Raw genomic sequence first — 18,026 nt, 5'->3', positions numbered from 1 at the left:
CCTCTAGCCAGGCTCCTATAAAGTCACCACCCGCCCACACCGGCACGTGCACCCCACGGGCCCCGTGCCGGCACAGCCGACAGATCGCTCAAAGACCCGAAGTCAGCCAGCGGACGAGTCAAACCCACCGGCACGGGACCCACCACCAATACTTACTGCCAGCGGAGTCTTCGGCACGTCGGAGGTTGGCCCGCGGGAGCATGCGGACCGCAACCACGCCGGAAGCGGGAAAATGAATTGGATCTTGGTCTTGACCGGTTTTCAGCCTTTGACCGCGCCGATGATGACGCCTTTCGTGAAATGGCGCTGGATGAAGGGGTAGACAATGAGCGCGGGGATGACCGTGACGATGACGACGGCCATCTTGATGGCGAGGCTGGGCGGGGCGGCGTATCCGATGCCGGGGATGTGGACGACCGCGCCGCCGCCGACGTTCGCCGGGGCCTGGCCGAGCAGGATGTAGCCCTGGAGCAGGCGCTGGAGCGGCTGGAGGTCGTTGCGGTCGATGTAGAGGATCGCGTTGAAGAACGCGTTCCAGTAGCCGACGGCGTAGAAGAGTCCGATGACGGCGATGACGGCTTTGGACAGCGGCAGCACGATGCGGGTCAGGATGCGGAATTCGCCGGCGCCGTCGATTCTGGCGCTGTCGATGAGTTCGCCGGGGATGTTCATGAAGAATGCGCGCAGGACGACCAGGTTGAAGGCTTGAATGGCGGTCGGGAGCGTGAGTGCGAGCAGGTTGTTCTTGAGTCCGAGGCCGGTGACGACCAGGTAGGACGGGATCATGCCGGGGTAGATGAGGAAGGTGAGCAGGAAGTAGAAGAGCAGCGGGCGGTGGCCGAGCGAGTCGGTGCGGGCGAGTCCGTAGGCGGCGAGCACGGTGAGCGCGAGGCTGATCGAGGTGCCGATCGCGGTGATCAGGACGCTGACCCAGACGGCGCGGCCGATGAGCCCGCCGGAGAAGATCACGACGTAGGCGGACGGGTCGAACTCGCGCGGGATGACGACGTAGCCGCCGGCGGCGTTGATGGTCTTCGACGACGAGAGGCTGGTGACGAGCACGACCCAGAGCGGCACCAGCACGGCGGCGGTGACGAGCGTGAGGACGGTGCCCTTGCCGAGTTGTCCGAGGATGCTCGGCTTCTCTTCCCAAACCGGTCGGACGCTCATGACTTTTGGTAGATCCCCTGCTCGCCGAACCGGTGTGCGATCTTGTTGGCGGTCAGGATGAGGACGAGCCCGACCGCGGCCTTGAAGAGGCCCGCCGCGGCGCCGATGCCGTACTGCTGCACGACCACGCCGCGGTAGTAGACGTAGGTGTCGAGGACTTCTGCGGCCTGTCTGCCGACCGCGTCGCGTTGCAGGATGAACTGTTCGAAGCCGACGTTGAGCGCGTCGCCGAGCCGCAGGATGAGCAGCAGGATGATGACGGAGCGCAGTCCGGGGAGCGTGATGTGCCAGAGGCGGCGCCAGCGTCCGGCGCCGTCCGCGGCCGCGGCCTCGTAGAGCTGGGGGTCGATCGCGGCGAGCGCGGCCAGGAAGATGATCATGCCCCAGCCGGCGTCCTTCCAGACCGCCTGCGACGTGACCAGCACGATGAACGTGTCCGGGTTAGTCATGATCTCCGGCGGTGTGTGGCCGGCGTTGCGGACCACCTGGGCGAGCAGTCCGGCGCCGCCGAGCATCAGCTGGAAGAACGAGACGACGAGCACCCAGCTGAAGAAGTGCGGCAGGTAGACGACGCTCTGGATGAACGAGCGCAGCTTCGGTGAGAGCACGCTGTTGAGCAGCAGCGCGAGCAGGATCGGCAGCGGGAAGTAGAAGATCAGCTGGAAGGCGAGGAGCGCGAGCGTGTTGCGCAGCGCGTCCCAGAACGAGGGGTCCTTGAAGAGCGCCTCGAAGTTGCCGAAGCCGATCCATTCGCTGTAGAGGAACGCCTCCAGCGGAGTGTCGCCGGCGAACGGGTTGTAGTCCTGGAACGCGACGACGTTGCCGAGCGTGGGGACGTAGTGGAAGACGAGGACCAGCAGGAACGCGGGCGTGACCATGAGCAGCAGCGGCCAGTCGCGGCGGAGGCGGTCGGTTGTCGTCTTCTTGTTGGTTCTGGTCGGCATTCCGCCCGGGGGTGGCGCGCTCATCGGCCGTTGTCGGCCAGGACTTTGGCGTAGAACTCGCGGGCCTCGTCGCCGCCGGTGTTGCGCCACTCGGTGACGACGGATTCCAGGTCGGTGATCGGGCGGCGGCCGCGCTTGATGTCGGTCAGCTTGTCCTCGGTCGGCTGCTGGATCGTGGCGATCCTGGTGGGCGTCTCCACCTTGATGCCGGTCCACGGGTCCGGCTCCGCGTACTGGATCGCGTCGTTGCACCAGGTGAGCATGTCCTGGGCGTAGTGCGGCACGTCCGCGCCGCCGACGATGACCGCGGGGCGGCCGCCGAGGAAGCCGAACTGGTTGGCGAACTCCTTGGTGTAGAGGTCGTTGGTGACCGGCGTGCTGTCCGCGGCGCGGGTGAAGTGGGTGCCCTCCACGCCGTACTCGCGCAGCTCGTACTCCTTGGTGCCGAACGGGGCCGCGTTCCAGTTGAGGACGCGCAGCAGTTCCTCGACGCGGGGCCGGCCGAGATCCTTCTTGAGGAACGTCCAGATGATGCCGGGCGTGCCCTGCCAGCGGACCGGCTTCTGCCCGGCGGCCGCGCCGAACACCTTGATCGGCTGGAGGTTGAACGCCGGGTTGTTGCGGGTCTCGTCGCGCTGCATGCCGCGCCAGACGCCGAGGCCGCCCTGCCAGCAGACCACCTTGCCGGCCCGGAGCAGCGCGTTCGCGTCGCCGCCCTTGCTGCCGGCCAGCTCCGGGTGCATCAGGCCGTCCTTGAACACCTTGATCATGTACTCGACGGCCAGCTTGTACTCGGGCGTCTCGTACTTGTGGACGAGCGTGCCGTCCGCGTTCTTCCGCCAGCCCTGCTGCGAGCCGGGCACGCCGAGCGCCTGCTCGACCTCGGCGGAGATCTCCCCGAACGCCCAGACGCCCTTGCCCGCGTCGGTGAGCTTCTTCCCGTACGCGTAGAGCTCGTCCAGGTTCGCCGGGTCGGCCAGCCCGGCCGCCTCCGCGAGGTCCTTGCGGTGGAACAGCGCGAACGGGAACGGGTTGTCCGTGGGGAACGGCACGCCCATCAGCTTCCCGCCCCAGACCGAGTCCTTCCACGCGGCGGTGGGCAGGCCGGCCAGCATCGGGTAGTTCGCGCCCTTCTCCTTGGCCAGGTACGGCGTGAGGTCCTCGAAGAGCACGTGCACGCCCTCGGAGAAGCGGGCGATGCGGCCGATGTCCCACCCCGGGATGACCAGCAGCTCCGGTACGTCACGCGCGCCGACCATCGCGTTGACCTTCTCGCTGTACGTGTTGCCGTCCTGCACGCTGAACTCGACCGGCACGCCGAGCGCGGTGTTGACGGCGTCCACGTACGCGTTCTGGCCGGTGGCGGGCGGCGGCGGGCCCCACCACGGCGTGGTCGCGGAGATCGGCTTGCCGCTGCTGCCCGGCTTCGCCGTGATCGCGGCGACCGTGGTCTTCGGATAGGTGACGTAGCCGTCCACCACCGGCGGGATGCCCTTGATGTCCGGCTGGACCAGCTGCACGGGCGCGTAGTCCGGCACGACGGCGGTGGCCGCGTCCGCGTTCGTCGCGGTGCCGGTCGATCCCGGCTCCCGGCTGCAGCCGCTCAGCAGCGGACCACCGGCCACGGTGGCGGCGCCCATGCCGACCAGTCCCAGAAAAGTCCGGCGGTTCGTGCTCACGGCCTTGCCCCTCTCCATATGTGGCTGCGCTAGAGTTAGTTCGTCTGGTGACTAAACAAAGTAGCCGACGGTCCAGGCCCCCACAAGGGAGCTTCCGGGCGGCGTATGGGGCATGATGGTCGGGACACCGGGGAGCAACGTTGATCACCATGCAGACCGGCCCGCAGCCGGCCGACTTCGCCGACGTGCGAGCCACCAACCTGGCCGTCGTGCTGCGCCACGTGCGCGCGCACGGCCCCGTGTCCCGCGCCGGCATCGCGGCCGCCACCGGGCTCAACAAGGCGACCGTCTCCAGCCTGGTCGCGGATCTGATCGACCGCCGCCTGCTCCGCGAGACCGGCCTCGCGGAGAACCGGATCGGTCGCCCCGCCACCATGCTGGTGCTGGATGGTTCGGCGTACGCCGCGATCGGCATCGAGGTCACCGGCGACCACCTCACCGCCGTCGCCGTCGACCTGGCCGGCGAGCAACTGCTGTCCTGGCGCCGCGCGTTCACCGCCTCGTTCGAGCCCGGCCGCGGCGTCAGCGCGATCGCCTCGCTGGCCGGCCGCGCCGCCTCCCGCGCCACCGCCCAGGGCCGCCAGGTCCTCGGCCTCACCGTCGGCGTCCCCGGCCTGGTCGACGAGACCGGCGCGGTGCGTCGCGCCGACGCACTCGGCTGGTCCGACGTGGACCTCCGCGGAGACCTGATCAAAGCACTGCGCAAGCCGGAGTACGACGTGGCCGTCGACAACGACGCCAACCTCGCCGCGCTCGCCGAACAGCGCTACGGCAACCATTCCGGCGCCCGCAACCTCATCTACCTCACCGGTGAAACCGGTCTCGGCGCCGGCCTCATCGTCGACGGCCGCCTGCTGCGCGGCGGCCGAGGCTTCACCGGCGAGATCGGCCGCATCCAGCTCCACGGCGGCACCCTCCAGGAACTGGCCGGCATCGAATCCCTGATCCAGCGCGCGCTCCCCGACGCCGACGCCGACGGCCCGATCACCGACTTCGCCCCCGAGATCGCCCGCCTGACCACCGCCGCCCGCGCCGCCGCCCCCCGCACCCTCGACGCCCTCCGCGACGTCGGCCGCCACCTCGGCCACGCGCTCTCCCTGCTCACCAACCTCCTCAACCCCGAGACCATCGTCCTCGGCGGCTACTTCGTCCCGCTCGCCACCTGGCTCATCCCCGCCGCCCAGGCCGAGATGGCCACCCACACCCTCGCCCCCGACGCCGGCGGCGCCATCCTGGTCCCGTCCGTCCTGGGCTCCGGAGCCGCCGCCATCGGCGGCGCCGCCCGCGTCCTCGACGCCCTGGACACCGGCAACCTCCCCGCCCTGGCAGTCTGAGCCCGCCCGCGCGCCCTTCTCTGCGGCTCCGGCGTGTGGCGCGCTTGGCGCGCACGACAGCGCGGCACGCACGACAGCGCGGCACGCACGACAGCGCGGCACGCACGACAGCGCGGCACGCACGACAGCGCGGCACGAGAAGCCGAAATATGCGGATATAGCAGCCTGGTCTCGTTGGTGGTCGACCGCGAGCGCAGGATGCAGCCGCGATCGTGGGGATTCAGCACGTCAGATTGCCGCAATCGACCGTGGTCGCAGGCCGCACTCACCCCGCAGCCACCCGGTCCTCCGCCGGCCAGCCACCCACGCAGCCCCCGTCCGATCCGGCGACGCACGATCAAACATCTCAGGGCGCTCTGACCGCAGAACGAGATGAATCTTCCGAATTCCGGGATCCAAGATCCTTGCATACACCACCGCTGCTATTCCCCCTGAATAACAGCGGTGGTGTATGCAAGGATCTTGAGCCGCATTACCGCCCCGCCGGAGGCGGGGTTTTCGCCCTTTATGCGCAAGCACCCACAAAGGTGACCGCCTGGCTGCCCCGTTTGCCATCGACCCGCCCGCAGGGGTGCAGATCATCGGCAGGGCCGCCACCAACGCACCGGCAGCAGACCTGAATTCGTGAGCGACAGCTGGACCACGACGCACCCGGAACCGGACCGCCCAGGCGACCAGAGACTCGTAAGTACCGGCCCACCGGCACCGATGAGACCAAGGCTGGCGGCCCTGCCGATGATCTGCTCGGCTTGTCCCGGGTCGATGACAAACGGGGCAGCCAGGCCCGCACGAAACCCAGCCACCCGCCCTCCCGGCAGCGCAGCTGCAATGTCTTGTCCCCTGCCCCGGAGCCGGAGCGCTCCCGCCGGAGGCAAAACGCTACCAGCCCGCCCAGAGGAACCAATAACACGAAATTTCGGGCGCTACGCGCCCGAAATGAGCTTCCCCGCGCCAAGGCGAGGCTGAGTCCGACCTGCAGGCCGCTATCTACCGCAATTTCGGGTGCGCAGCGCCCGCTGATCGCATCCCAGCCGAACCTCGATGCCGGAAGACCAGCAAGCGCGACCAACGACAGCCCTAAGCGGAACCGGCGATAGGCAGCGGGCTACCGGCGACCGGCGCAACCAGCGGACAACGACCGGCGGGCAGCGGGCAGCGGGCAACGACCGGCGGGCGGCAGGCGGCGGGCAGCGGGCAGCAGACGTCGGGCAGCAGACGTCGGGCAGCAGGCAGCAGGCAGCGGGCGGAGCGACCAACGGACGGAGCGACCGGCGACGGGCGATGGGCTGCAGGCAGCGAGGCAGTGCGACCGGCGAGTAGTGCGACCAGCGGGCAGCAGGCGGAGCAACCAGCAGGCAGCGGCGTGCGACCAGCCGGCGAAGCGACGAGCGACAGCCTGGGCGACCTGCAACCGGCTGCGGGCAGCCGTTGGCGAGTCGGCGGCCCCGCGCCCCGGGAAACGTCCGGTCGCGAACCTTAACCACGCCTTTTGTTGCCGCGCCCCCGTTACACCCGGCCGTTTCATTGATCTTGGGCATACCCGCAGGCTGCACTGGGAGCGATCCCACAACAGAGATCCACCGACATGGAATCGATGCTGTTCACCCCTTGACCCACCCCACGCTGGGGTGCAAACCTCAGGTTGCTCCGGGCGTAACACGCTAGAAACCGTGAAACCCCGGAGCTTTTCTCGAACGTTTATCGAAACGCTTCGAGACGGACACCCGAGACGGACACCACCGCGCTCCCACCAGAGCTATACGGCGCAGTCAAAGGATGACCCACCGTGAGCGAACATCAGCGCACCCCCTTTCGCGACCCCGAGCAAGCGCTTTCCTCGCGCATCGGCGACCTGCTCGCCCGCCTCACGCTGCCGGAGAAGATCGCGCTGCTGCACCAGCATCAGGCGCCGGTCCCCCGCCTCGGGCTCGACGGCTTCCGGACCGGCACCGAAGCACTGCACGGCGTCGCCTGGCTGGGGGCCGCCACCGTCTTCCCGCAGGCGATCGGCCTCGCCAGCAGCTGGGACCCGGACCTCGTCCGCCGGGTCGGCGCGGCCGTCGGCGACGAGGTGCGCGGTTTCCACCACAAGGATCCGGAGGGGGTCGGCCTCAACGTCTGGGCCCCGGTGGTCAACCCCCTGCGCGACCCGAGATGGGGACGCAACGAGGAGGGCTACGCCGAGGACCCCTGGCTGACCGGCGTGATCGGCACCGCCTACGCGCGCGGCCTGCGCGGTGACCATCCGTTCTACCTGCGTACCGCGCCCACGCTCAAGCACTTCCTGGCCTACAACAACGAGACCGACCGCGCGCTGACCTCCAGCAACCTGCCGCCGCGTGTGCTGCACGACTACGAGCTGCCCGCGTTCCGGGCGCCGCTGGCGGACGGGGCGGCGGTCGCGGTGATGGCCTCCTACAACCTGATCAACGGCCGGCCCACCCACCTCAGCCCGTTGATCAACGAGGTGCTGCGCGGCTTCTCCGATCGGGACATCATGGTGGTCGGGGACGCGGCCGCGGTGTCGAACCTCGCCCGTGACCAGCACTATCTCCCGGACCACGTGGCCGGCTTCGCCGCGGCGCTGCGGGCCGGCGTGGACTGCATGACCGAGGACGGCACGGATGCCGGGCCGACCACCGGGTTCCTGGGCGAGGCGCTGGCCCGCGGGCTGATCGACGAGTCGCACGTGGACACCGCGGTGCGCCACATCCTGTCGGTACGGTTCCGGCTCGGCGAGTTCGACCCGCCGGAGCGCAACCCCTACACCGCGATCACCGCGGACGCGATCAACTGCACCGCCCACCAGGAGCTGGCCCGCGAGGCCGCACGCGCGTCCGTCGTCCTCCTGAAGAACGACGGCCACAAGAACGACGACCGTAAGAACGACCATCGCCAGAACCACGATCGCAAGAACGACGACCGCCGGACCGGCGATGCCTGTCTGCCGCTCGCCGAGGGGCAGCGCATCGCCGTGATCGGCCCGCTCGCGGACGCGGTGCACGAGGACTGGTACTCCGGCGGCCTCCCCTACCGCGTCACCCTCTACCAGGCGATCGCGGAGCGCGCCGCGTCGGCCGTGTTCGCCGAGGGCGTCGACCGGGTCGCGCTGAGAACGCCGGCCGGCTGGGCCGAGGCGCCGGACTCGCCCGAAGGCGGCCCGATCCGCGGCGATGCGGCCACGCCCGGCCACTTCGACGTGCTCGACTACGGCCATGACGTGATCGCGCTGCGCACCACCGGGAACGGCCGGGTCGCCGCCGTCTTCGCGCCCGGCGGCCCGCTCGTCAACGACCAGCCCGGCCCGAACGGCTGGGAGGTCCACGAGACGTTCACGACGTCGGACGCCGGCGACGGCCGCCTCCACCTGCGCCACAACAACACCGGCCGGTGGGTGGCGCTCGGCGCGGACGGGCTGCTGCGCGCCGCCGCCGAGACCGCGGACGACGCCGTGCCGCTCACCGTCGAGCTGATCGCCGACGGCACGGAGAAAGCGGTCGAGGCCGCGTCCGGAGCCGACGTCGCCGTCGTGGTGCTCGGCAACCATCCGCTGGTCAACGGCCGGGAGACGGAGGACCGTCCGGGCCTGGGCCTGCCCGCGTCCGCGCAGGCGCTCCTCAGCGCCGTGCACGCGGCCAACCCCCGCACCGTACTGGTCCTGACCAGCAGTTATCCGTACGCGATCACCCAGGATGTGCCGGCCGTCGTCTGGTCCGCGCACGGCGGGCAGGAGCACGGCGCCGCGCTCGCGGACGTGCTCTTCGGCGCCACCCCGGACGGCCGCCCGGTCGACGCGACCGGCCGTCTCACCCAGACCTGGTACCGCTCCGACGCCGAGCTGCCGGACCTGCTCGACTACGACATCGTGGCCACCGACGCCACCTACCTCTACTACCGGGGCACGCCGCTGTTCCCGTTCGGCCACGGGCTGGGCTACACGCGTTTCAGCTATCGGGACCTGCGGCTTTCCGCAAGGTCGACAGACCCGGCGGGCACGGTGCTGGTCGACGTGGAGGTGACCAACACCGGCGACCGCCCCGGTGAGGACGTCGTGCAGCTCTACACCCGTCAGCAGCGTTCCCGGGTCAAGCAGCCGCTGCGCGCGCTGCGCGGGTTCGCCCGTGTCCGGCTCGCGCCCGGCGAGCGCACCCGGGTGACCATCCCGCTGCACGTCGGCGACCTGGCGTTCTGGGACGTCACCCGCGCCCGCCCGGTGATCGAGGCCGCCCGGCACACGGTCGGCGTCGGCCGTTCCAGCGCGGACATCCTGCTCACCACCACGCTCACGGTCCGCGGTGAGCAGATTCCGGACCGCGACCCCGCACGGCCGCTGTCCGCCGTGGACAATGACGACTACGACGGTGTGCTGCCGGCGGACCACGACACGCTGGCGTCGACGCGCGCGGAGGCGTGGGCCGCGTTCGAGGGCGTCACATTCACGGACAACGGCATCACGGGGGTACGGGTGAGAGGCGCCGGACCGGGCACGGTCACGCTGCGGCTGGACGATCCGGCCGGTCCCGTGATCGCGGCCGTGGACCTGCCCGCCGCCACGTCGCCGGTCGAGGTGACCGCCCGCGCCGACGGCGTGCACGGCACCCGCGACCTGTTCCTCGTCTACGGTGCCGCGGGCGTTACGGTGAGCGACGTGGCGTTCGACGCCGCCGGAGGGGGAATCGGTGGGTGAAGGGCCGGCACATCCGGTGCCCGCGCAGGGCGGCCCGTCGGACGAGGACGGTCCCGCGCCCGCACGTCGCACCACGGGCCGGCGCGCCGGCCCGAAGCGGCCGGACATGGTCACGATCACGGACGTGGCCCGGCACGCCGGCGTCGCGGTCAGCACCGTGTCCTATGTGCTCAGCGGCAAGCGGGCGATCTCCGCGGTGACCCGGGAGCGCGTGCTGGGCAGCATCCGCACGCTCGGCTACCACCCGCACGCCGGCGCCCGCGCGCTCGCCAGCCGCCGGGCGAACGTGATCGCGCTGGTCCTGCCGTTGCGCAGCGGCATGCACCTGCCGGTGCTGATGCAGTTCGCGACCGCGGTCGTGACCACCGCCCGGCAGTACGACCACGACGTGCTGCTGGTGACCGCGGACGAGGGTCCGCACGGCCTGCACCGGATCGCCGCGTCCGCCATGGTCGACGGCCTCATCGTGATGGACGTGGAGATGCGCGATCCGCGCGTGCCGCTGCTGCACGAGTTGGAGCGGCCCAGCGTGCTGATCGGCTTCCCGGCCGACGCCGGCGGCCTGACCTGCGTCGACCTGGACTTCTACCGGGCCGGTGCGGTGTGTGTGGAGCATCTGGTCGCGCTCGGCCACCGGTCGCTGGCGCTGCTCGGCGCGCCCGCGGTCGTCTACGAGCGCGACACGGGATTCGCGCGGCGCACCAGGTCCGGCTTCCTGGAGACGGCCCGCCGGCACGGCGCGACCGCGGTCGCCCAGCCCTGCGAGGAGCACTATCCGGCCGTGCGGGAGACGCTGGCCCGGCTCCTGGCCGAGCGCCCCGGCCTGACCGGCCTGGTCGTCCACAACGAGGCCGCGGTGGCCCACGTGCTGACCGCGCTGCCCACGCTCGGCCGGCACGTCCCCGACGACATCTCCGTGGTCGCCATCTGCCCCGACGAGGTCGCCGAACGCTCCGGCCCCGCGCTGTCGTCCGTACTGGTCCCGGCCGAGGAGGTCGGCCGCCAGGCCGTCGCGCTCCTGATCGGCAAGGTCGAGGGCGAGACCGTCCCCGACGCCACCCTGATCGACCCGCGCCTCACCGCGAGAGCGAGCACCCGGCGCGCACCGGATCCGCGCGAGGCGGAGCAGGTGGGCGAGCGGGCGGGTCTTCGGTGACCGGCCACGGATCCGCTGCCGCGGGAGCGCGCGGAACCGGACCACGCCGGAAGCGGGAAATCCGCTTCTAAAGGTTTTCGCGGAGCGCCTGGAGCAGCGGGATCGCGGCGATCTTCTCCTCGGTGAGCGTGGGCCAGTGGATGTGGCCGGGGGTGCGCGCGGGGCGGCGGGGGCGGCAGTCGATCAGGCGGTCGGGCGTGATGATCAGGTCGAGCGGGACGTCGTGGGCAGCGGTGGGAATGTCGCCGGCGGGACGGACCTGGGTCTCGTGGACCGTGGTGACGACCAGCGTGTGCGGGCCGATCAGGCCGGCGGCGGAGGCGACCGCGTATTCGAGGTCGGCGAAACCGCCGCCCTTGCCGAGACGTGCGCCGTCCTCGCCGGCGGCGACGCAGCCGGTGACGACCAGGTCGACCGGGTGCAGCGCGGCGACCGGGACGCGGCGGGCCGAGCGGGTCGCGCCCGCGATCGAGGCGGCCTTGCGGGGTGTGTCGGCCAGGTGGGCGGGGTCGAGCAGGAAGAACGGCTCCGGCTCGGCCAGGCGCGGGACCGCCATGAAGACGGTCTTGCCGTCCTGGAGCGCGCGCTGGCGGACCGGCAGCTGCGCGGAGTCCGGGTTCGACTTGAGCGTGCGGGCGGCGGCCCACTCCGGGAGCGCGCGCAGGCGTTCGGCCGCGGCCTCGGCGCCGATGAAATTGGAGATGCGGTGGCGGGCGCCGGGGAACCGGGACGCCTTCGCGGCGATCAGCGCGTCCCAGACCTCGTCGCGCAGTGCGGCCTTCGCGGCCAGCAGATCGGCCGGTCCGCCGGCGTCGTGGTCGTGACGTTTCGGGGGTCGGGGCACCCGCAGATCATCGCAGGAGGAGCGGGTGGCTACCGTCCGGGCGGCGGCTTAAGGGCCGTTCAGCAGGGTCGACTCGTCCGGGGGTGGGCACCACGCGGGTACCGGCACAGGGCTAGCCTGAGGTACGTGACACGCCGCGCGAAAATCGTCTGCACTCTCGGCCCCGCGACCTCGTCCCCGGAACGCATCCGGGGCCTCGTGGAGGCCGGCATGGATGTGGCCCGGCTGAACTTCAGCCACGGCGACCACTCCGACCACGAGCAGGTCTACCACCTGGTCCGGGAGACCGCGAAGGCCACCGGCCGCGCCGTCGCCGTCCTGGCCGACCTGCAGGGCCCCAAGATCCGGCTCGGCCGGTTCGAGAACGGCCCGCACGAGTGGCGCACCGGGGACTCCGTGATCATCACCGGCGATGACATCATCGGTTCCGCCACCCGGGTCTCGTGCACCTACCGCAAGCTTCCGCAGGAGGTCAAGGTCGGCGACCGCCTCCTGATCGACGACGGCAGGGTCGCCGTCGAGGTCACCAACGTCGAAGACAACGACATCCACGTCCTCGTCGTCGAGGGCGGCAAGGTGTCGAACAACAAGGGCGTCTCGCTGCCCAACGTGGCCGTCAGCGTCCCCGCGATGTCCGAGAAGGACGCGGAGGACCTGCGGTTCGCGCTGCGGATCGGCGCCGACATGATCGCGCTGTCCTTCGTGCGCACGCCCGAGGACATCAAGCTCGTGCACGCGGTCATGGACGAGGAGGGCATCCGCCGTCCCGTGCTGGCCAAGGTGGAGAAGCCGGAGGCGGTGACCCACCTGGAGGCGATCGTCGACTCGTTCGACGGCATCATGGTCGCCCGCGGTGACCTCGGCGTGGAGATGCCGCTCGACCAGGTGCCGCTCGTGCAGAAGCGCCTGGTGCAGCTGTGCCGCGAGAGCGCGAAGCCGGTCATCGTCGCCACCCAGATGCTCGACTCCATGATCGAGAACTCGCGCCCCACCCGCGCCGAGACCTCCGACGTGGCGAACGCGGTGCTCGACGGCGCGGACGCGGTCATGCTCTCCGGCGAGACCAGCGTCGGCAAGTTCCCGGTCCTCACGGTCAGCACCATGGCCCGGATCATCGAGACCACGGAGTCCGGCTCGTTCGGCGTGCCGCGGCTGCAGCACGACCCGCGCACCCACGGCGGCGCGCTGACCGTGGCCGCGTCGCAGATCGCGCGGAACATCGGCGCCAAGGCGCTGGTCGCGTTCTCCCAGACCGGCGACACCGTGCGCCGCCTGGCCCGCCTGCACTGCGAGCTGCCGCTGCTGGCCTTCACGCCACTGACCGAGGTCCGCGACCAGCTGGCGCTCAGCTGGGGCGTGCAGACGTTCGAGACCGCGTTCGTGCAGCACACCGACGACATGTTCCGCCAGGTCGACCAGGCGCTGCTCGGGCTCGGCCAGTTCAAGGCCGGCGACTACGTGGTCGTCGTGGCCGGCACCCCGGCCGGCACGCCCGGCTCGACGAACACGCTCCGCGTGCACCAGCTCGGCTCGCTCTCGGCGAGCTGAGCCTTCGTGACTGACAGCCCGGCCACCGGGCAGGCCGCGGTGGACCAGCTGCTGGAGATGCTCGACCTCCAGCGGCTGGGCCCCTCGGCGTTCCGGGGCACCAGCCCGCAGGTCTCCCGCCAGCGCATCTTCGGCGGGCAGGTCGCCGCGCAGGCACTGGTCGCGGCCGGGCGGACCGTCGACGCGGAGCGCACCGTGCACTCGCTGCACGGATACTTCGTGCGGCCGGGCGACCCGGCCGTGCCGATCGACTTCCAGGTGGAGAACATCCGGGACGGGCGATCGTTCTCGGTGCGGCGGTCGGTGGCGTACCAGCACGACAAGGTCATCTTCTTCATGTCCGCCTCCTTCCAGGTGTACGAGGAGGGGCTCGACCACCACGAGCCGTTCCCCGCGGACATCCCGGCGCCGGACGGGGTCCCGACCGTCGCCGAGCGGATGGCGCGCTACCCCGAGCGGCTGGCCGTGGTCGCCGCGACCTCGCCGCGCGCGATCGACGTGCGCTACCTCGGCGAGACCGGGTGGGTGCCGCCCGGCGACCGGCCGGTCAACGCGGAGCCGCGCGCCTGGATGCGCATCGACGGCAAGCTGCCGGACGACCCGCTGATCCACGCGGCCGCGCTGACCTACGCGTCGGACATGACGTTGCTGGACGCGGTGCTGGCCACGCACGGCGAGGTGTGGGGCCCCGGCGGTGTGGTGGGCGCGAGCCTGGACCACGCGCTCTGGATGCACCGCCCGTTCCGGGCCGACGAGTGGTTCCTCTACGACTGCACCAGCCCGAACGCGTCGGGTGCGCGGGGCCTCGCGTCCGGGCGGATGTTCGCCGAGGACGGCCGGCTGATCGCCAGCGCCGTGCAGGAGGGCCTGCTCCGCCGCACCGCCGCTAATTGATCACCAGTTTCCCTATGCGGATACTCTTCTTTTATGCGTCTGTCCGCCCGGGTCGACTACGCGCTTCGCGCGGTCGCCGAACTCGCCCTCGCCGCCTCCGACACGGCCTCGGAAACCTCATCGCGGTCACCGCGCCCGGGTAATCCGCTCACCGCCGAACGCATCGCACGGGCCCAGGAGATCCCGCCGAAGTTCCTGGAGAGCATCCTGCTCCAGCTGCGCCGCGGCGGCATCGTGCACGCCCAGCGCGGCCCGGAGGGCGGTTACTGGCTCGCCAGGCCGGCCGTGGAGATCTCGCTGGCGGACGTGATCCGGGTGATCGACGGCCCGCTGGCGAACGTGCGCGGACAGCGCCCCGAGGACCTCGGATACTCCGGCGCGGCCGTCGCGCTGCAGGAGGTCTGGATCGCGTTGCGGGCCAGCGAGCGGGAGATCCTGGAGCTGGTCACGCTGGCCGACATCGCCGGCGGCAAGCTGCCCGACCGCGTCCAGGAGCTGGCCTCGGACCCGCGCGCCTGGGTCTAGGCCGCTCCCAGCTGATGGACGGTGCTCGACCCTCGCCCTAAAGTCCACTAATCTGATCGACATTGTCTGGCAGATAGGTGGTGTGGGATGCGCAAGCTGGTCGTTCTGGCGCTGGTCGGGTTCGCCGCACAACTCGTCGACGGCGCGCTCGGCATGGGCTACGGCGTCACCTCCAGCACGTTGCTGCTGGTCGCGGGCCTGACCCCGGCCTCGGCCTCCGCCTCCGTGCACCTCGCCGAGATCGGCACCACGCTCGCGGCCGGCACCGCCCACTGGCGTTTCGGCAACGTCGACTGGAGCGTGGTCCGCCGCATCGCGCTCCCCGGCGCGCTCGGCGCGTTCCTCGGCGCGACCGTGCTCAGCAACCTCTCCACCGAGGCCGCCGAGCCGTGGATGGCCGGCATCCTGCTCGCGCTCGGCATCTACCTGCTGGTCCGGTTCGCCCGCCCGATCGGCCGTGCGATCAACCGGTCGCCGCTGCGCAGCCGCTTCCTGGCACCGCTCGGCCTGGTCGCCGGGTTCGTCGACGCCACCGGAGGCGGCGGCTGGGGCCCCGTCGCCACGCCGTCGCTGCTGGTCAGCGGCCGGATGGAGCCGCGCAAGGTGGTCGGCTCGGTGGACACGTCCGAGTTCGTGGTCGCGCTCGCGGCCAGCGCCGGTTTCCTGCTCGGCCTCGGCACCACCGGCTTCGTCTGGGGCACCGTGCTCGCGCTGCTGGCCGGCGGCCTGATCGCGGCCCCCATCGCCGCCTACCTGGTCCGCATCGTCCCCGCGCAACTGCTCGGCGCCGCCGTCGGCGGCCTGATCGTGCTCACCAACGCGCGCACCATGATGAAGGCCTTCGACATCACCGGCGGCACGACCACCGCGGTCTACCTGCTGATCATCGCCGCCTGGGTGGCCGCGGCCGCGCTGGCCGTGCGAGCCCTCCGCCGCACCCGCCGGGCGACGGCGGAAGAGGAAGAGCGCGAGCTCGCCACCGTCTCCTGATCCCGCCGGCTGCCGCGGGAAGACCGCTCAGGCCGCCACCACCTCCGCCGCGAGTGCGACCAAGGCGGGCACGGACGGATGCGTCACCGGCTCAGCCCAGGCCAGAACGACCTCCACCAGCGGCGCATCAACAAGCGGCACATAAGCGACATCCGGATTGGGATACACCGCGACGGTCGCCTCCGTACTCACCCCCACCGCCCGCCCCGCCGCGATCACCACCAGCCAGTCATCCGTGTTCCCGACCGGCACCACACGCTCCGGGGCCGCACCGGCCGGCCACAGCCCGCGTGTCGTACTCCCGGTGACCGCGTTCATCGCCACCGGCTCCCCCGCCAGATCGGACAGGAACAGCTCCGCACGCGCCGCCAGCGGACTGTCCACCGCCAGCACCGCGAACCGCCGCTCACTCATCAGACGAGCCGTGCGCAGACCGGCCACCGGCCCCGGATCGCGAAGGATCGCCACGTCACAGCGACCGCGCCCCACCCCCGCGATCCGCTCGTCGTCGATCCGCAGCAGCTCCAGCGGCACCTCCGGATGCAGGAGCGCCCAGCGACGCAGCAGCATGGTGGTGCGCGCCCCCAGCGCCGACCACGCATGCCCCAGCCGCAGCGGCCAGACCCCGGCAGCCGACGGGTCCAGCGCCGCGTCCACGGCCGCGACCGCCGCCTCGGCCCGCTGCCGGTACCGCTCCCCCGCTGCCGTCAACTCCAGGTGGTGCGTGGAGCGGTCCACCAGGCGTACACCCAGATGCGCTTCCAACTGCCGCAACGTCCGGGACAGCGCCGGCTGGGTGACGTGCAGCCGCGCCGCGGCCCGGGTCACGTTTCCCTCGGCCGCGATCGCCAGGAACGCGCGCAGGTGCCGCAGATCCGCGGTCATAACCTCGGAGCATAACCACCCGCGCTTCGGCATTTCCGGCGCGCTCCGGGCGGACATAGCGTGACTCTCGTGCTCCTCGCACCCGAAGCCTCCGTCGCACCCGAGACCCCCACCGCACCCAGCTCGCCCGCCGCCAACAGACGCGGTGGCCGGCGACGTGAGCTGGGCGCGGTGGGCCTCGTGCTGGCCGGCGCCGTCTCCGTCCAGTTCGGCACCGGCATGGCCACGCTGCTGTTCCCCCGGGCCGGCGCCGCCGGCATGGTCGCGCTGCGGCTCACGGTCGCGGCGCTGCTCATGCTCGCGATCTGCCGTCCCCGGCTGCGCGGCTACTCGCGATCGGACTGGGCCGCCGTCGTGGCGCTCGGGCTGGTGTTCGCGGTGATGAACTCGGTGTTCTACCAGGCGATCGCGCGTATTCCGCTCGGCCCCGCGGTGACGCTGGAGGTGCTCGGTCCGCTGACGCTGTCGGTCGTCCTGGCCCGGCGCGCGACCGCCTGGCTGTGGGCGCTGCTCGCGCTCGCCGGAGTGGCGCTGCTCGGCGCGGGCGGCGTCGACCGGCTCCGGCCGGCCGGCGTGCTGCTGGCGTTGACCGCGGGCGCGCTGTGGGCCGCGTACATCCTGCTCAGCGCCACGGTCGGCCGCCGTTTCCGCCGAGCGGACGGCATCGCGCTGGCGCTGGGCGTCGCCATGGTGATCACGCTGCCGGTCGGCGTGCTCTCCGCCGGTGCCGTGCTGCTCGACCCGGTGATCCTGGCGCTCGGCGCGGCCGTGGCGGTGCTGAGCTCGGTACTGCCGTACACGCTGGAGCTGTTCGCGCTACGCCGCCTGCCGTCCTCGACGTTCGCGGTGATGGCCAGCCTCGGTCCGGCCATCGCCTGCCTGGCCGGTTTCATCGTGCTCGGCCAGTCGCTGAACACGGTCGAGATCCTCGCCGTCGTCCTGGTCATCGCCGCATCGGCCGGCGCGGTCCGCAGCGGCACCCCGCGTGTCGAGCCGAGCGACGGTAACGGCAACCGGCGATAGGGTCCGCGCCGGGTCCGGGCCGGCACGTTCGCATCGCGGCCATCATCGGACGGCCGGGCCGCCACACCTTCCAGCGGCCGGGTGAACATATAGCCGCCTTCATGCCGCTATGAGCAGAAATTTCGGGCGCAAAGCGCCCGGCGCCTGCTTCCAGCCAAGCCTTGACTCTCAAAGGATGTTAAATATTAAAATTTCGGACACAAGGTGTCCGAGCGGGCGCGGGGCGGCTCGCGGGGCGCGGGGCGCGGAGCGCGGGGCGCGGAGCGCGGGGCGCGGGGCGGCTCGCGGGGCGCGGGGCGGCTCGCGGGGCGCGGGGCGGCTCGCGGGGCGCGGGGCGGCTCGCGGGG

General features: G+C 71.4%; 13 protein-coding genes. 8 read left to right on the top strand and 5 right to left on the bottom strand.

Annotation, left to right across the window (positions count from 1 at the left end):
- Positions 1-261 precede the first annotated feature (261 nt).
- From OP04_RS47510 to OP04_RS47500, 3 genes are read right to left on the bottom strand one after another with little or no spacing between them, the layout of a single operon-like run.
- The gene (locus tag OP04_RS47510; protein ID WP_033346686.1) at positions 262-1,170 is read right to left on the bottom strand and encodes a carbohydrate ABC transporter permease; all 909 of its coding nucleotides are present in this window, start codon (positions 1,168-1,170) and stop codon (positions 262-264) included.
- Complete coding sequence (locus OP04_RS47505; RefSeq protein ID WP_232324022.1) at positions 1,167-2,114, bottom strand: ABC transporter permease; 948 nt, start codon at positions 2,112-2,114, stop codon at positions 1,167-1,169. Before OP04_RS47505 ends, OP04_RS47510 begins: the two co-directional genes overlap by 4 nt.
- Positions 2,115-2,134: 20 nt before the next feature.
- Positions 2,135-3,793, bottom strand: a complete 1,659-nt coding sequence (locus tag OP04_RS47500) for an extracellular solute-binding protein (RefSeq protein WP_232324021.1) — start codon at positions 3,791-3,793, stop codon at positions 2,135-2,137.
- A gap of 149 nt (positions 3,794-3,942) precedes the next feature.
- Between OP04_RS47500 and OP04_RS47495 the strand changes: the two genes are divergently transcribed.
- The 3 genes from OP04_RS47495 (at position 3,943) to OP04_RS47485 (ending at position 10,970) form a co-directional block, all read left to right on the top strand.
- A complete protein-coding gene (locus tag OP04_RS47495) occupies positions 3,943-5,127 on the top strand; it encodes an ROK family transcriptional regulator (RefSeq protein ID WP_033346692.1) in 1,185 nt (394 codons plus the stop codon).
- Between the two features lie 1,786 nt (positions 5,128-6,913).
- On the top strand, positions 6,914-9,814 hold the full coding sequence (locus OP04_RS47490) for a glycoside hydrolase family 3 protein (protein WP_033346683.1): 2,901 nt from the start codon (positions 6,914-6,916) through the stop codon (positions 9,812-9,814).
- The gene (locus tag OP04_RS47485; protein WP_232324020.1) at positions 9,807-10,970 is read left to right on the top strand and encodes a LacI family DNA-binding transcriptional regulator; all 1,164 of its coding nucleotides are present in this window, start codon (positions 9,807-9,809) and stop codon (positions 10,968-10,970) included. The genes OP04_RS47490 and OP04_RS47485 overlap by 8 nt, the downstream gene beginning before the upstream one ends.
- 67 nt (positions 10,971-11,037) lie before the next feature.
- Here the strand turns inward: OP04_RS47485 and OP04_RS47480 are convergent, their stop codons facing one another.
- Positions 11,038-11,814 (bottom strand): 5-formyltetrahydrofolate cyclo-ligase, encoded by a 777-nt coding sequence (locus tag OP04_RS47480; protein WP_085067364.1) that lies wholly within the window; start codon positions 11,812-11,814, stop codon positions 11,038-11,040.
- 126 nt (positions 11,815-11,940) lie between these two features.
- Between OP04_RS47480 and pyk the strand changes: the two genes are divergently transcribed.
- From pyk to OP04_RS47460, 4 genes are all read left to right on the top strand, one after another.
- Positions 11,941-13,362, top strand: coding sequence for a pyruvate kinase (pyk, locus tag OP04_RS47475; protein WP_085067363.1), 1,422 nt, complete (start codon positions 11,941-11,943; stop codon positions 13,360-13,362).
- Positions 13,363-13,419: 57 nt separating this feature from the next.
- Positions 13,420-14,256: an acyl-CoA thioesterase gene (locus tag OP04_RS47470; protein WP_051800182.1), complete on the top strand. Its 837-nt coding sequence runs from the start codon at positions 13,420-13,422 to the stop codon at positions 14,254-14,256.
- 33 nt (positions 14,257-14,289) lie between these two features.
- The gene (locus OP04_RS47465) at positions 14,290-14,781 is read left to right on the top strand and encodes an RrF2 family transcriptional regulator (RefSeq protein WP_033346681.1); all 492 of its coding nucleotides are present in this window, start codon (positions 14,290-14,292) and stop codon (positions 14,779-14,781) included.
- A gap of 87 nt (positions 14,782-14,868) precedes the next feature.
- Positions 14,869-15,771 carry a sulfite exporter TauE/SafE family protein gene (locus tag OP04_RS47460; RefSeq protein WP_051800180.1) on the top strand — a complete coding sequence of 301 codons (903 nt, stop codon included), beginning with the start codon at positions 14,869-14,871 and terminating at the stop codon, positions 15,769-15,771.
- A gap of 27 nt (positions 15,772-15,798) precedes the next feature.
- On the opposite strand, the gene OP04_RS47455 is transcribed toward OP04_RS47460, so the two are convergent.
- Positions 15,799-16,656, bottom strand: a complete 858-nt coding sequence (locus OP04_RS47455; RefSeq protein WP_033346680.1) for a LysR family transcriptional regulator — start codon at positions 16,654-16,656, stop codon at positions 15,799-15,801.
- 69 nt (positions 16,657-16,725) lie between these two features.
- Between OP04_RS47455 and OP04_RS47450 the strand changes: the two genes are divergently transcribed.
- Entirely contained in the window at positions 16,726-17,679 is a 954-nt protein-coding gene (locus OP04_RS47450) for an EamA family transporter (RefSeq protein ID WP_051800179.1), read from the top strand.
- The last annotated feature ends 347 nt before the right edge of the window (positions 17,680-18,026 follow it).

The organism is Catenuloplanes japonicus, from assembly GCF_000717135.1.
GTDB classification, from domain to species: Bacteria; Actinomycetota; Actinomycetes; order Mycobacteriales; family Micromonosporaceae; genus Catenuloplanes; species Catenuloplanes japonicus.
Note: the sequence above shows the minus strand (reverse complement) of the source record. Positions and strands in the feature narration are given on the sequence as shown.

What these genes read in the sequence shown, in the direction of transcription:
- OP04_RS47510 (WP_033346686.1), bottom strand. Translation starts at nt 1,170, where the DNA reads ATGAGCGTCCGACCGGTTTGGGAAGAGAAGCCGAGCATCCTCGGACAA.
- OP04_RS47505 (WP_232324022.1), bottom strand. Translation starts at nt 2,114, where the DNA reads ATGCCGACCAGAACCAACAAGAAGACGACAACCGACCGCCTCCGCCGC.
- OP04_RS47495 (WP_033346692.1), top strand. Translation starts at nt 3,943, where the DNA reads ATGCAGACCGGCCCGCAGCCGGCCGACTTCGCCGACGTGCGAGCCACC.
- OP04_RS47470 (WP_051800182.1), top strand. Translation starts at nt 13,420, where the DNA reads ATGCTCGACCTCCAGCGGCTGGGCCCCTCGGCGTTCCGGGGCACCAGC.
- OP04_RS47465 (WP_033346681.1), top strand. Translation starts at nt 14,290, where the DNA reads ATGCGTCTGTCCGCCCGGGTCGACTACGCGCTTCGCGCGGTCGCCGAA.
- OP04_RS47460 (WP_051800180.1), top strand. Translation starts at nt 14,869, where the DNA reads ATGCGCAAGCTGGTCGTTCTGGCGCTGGTCGGGTTCGCCGCACAACTC.
- OP04_RS47455 (WP_033346680.1), bottom strand. Translation starts at nt 16,656, where the DNA reads ATGACCGCGGATCTGCGGCACCTGCGCGCGTTCCTGGCGATCGCGGCC.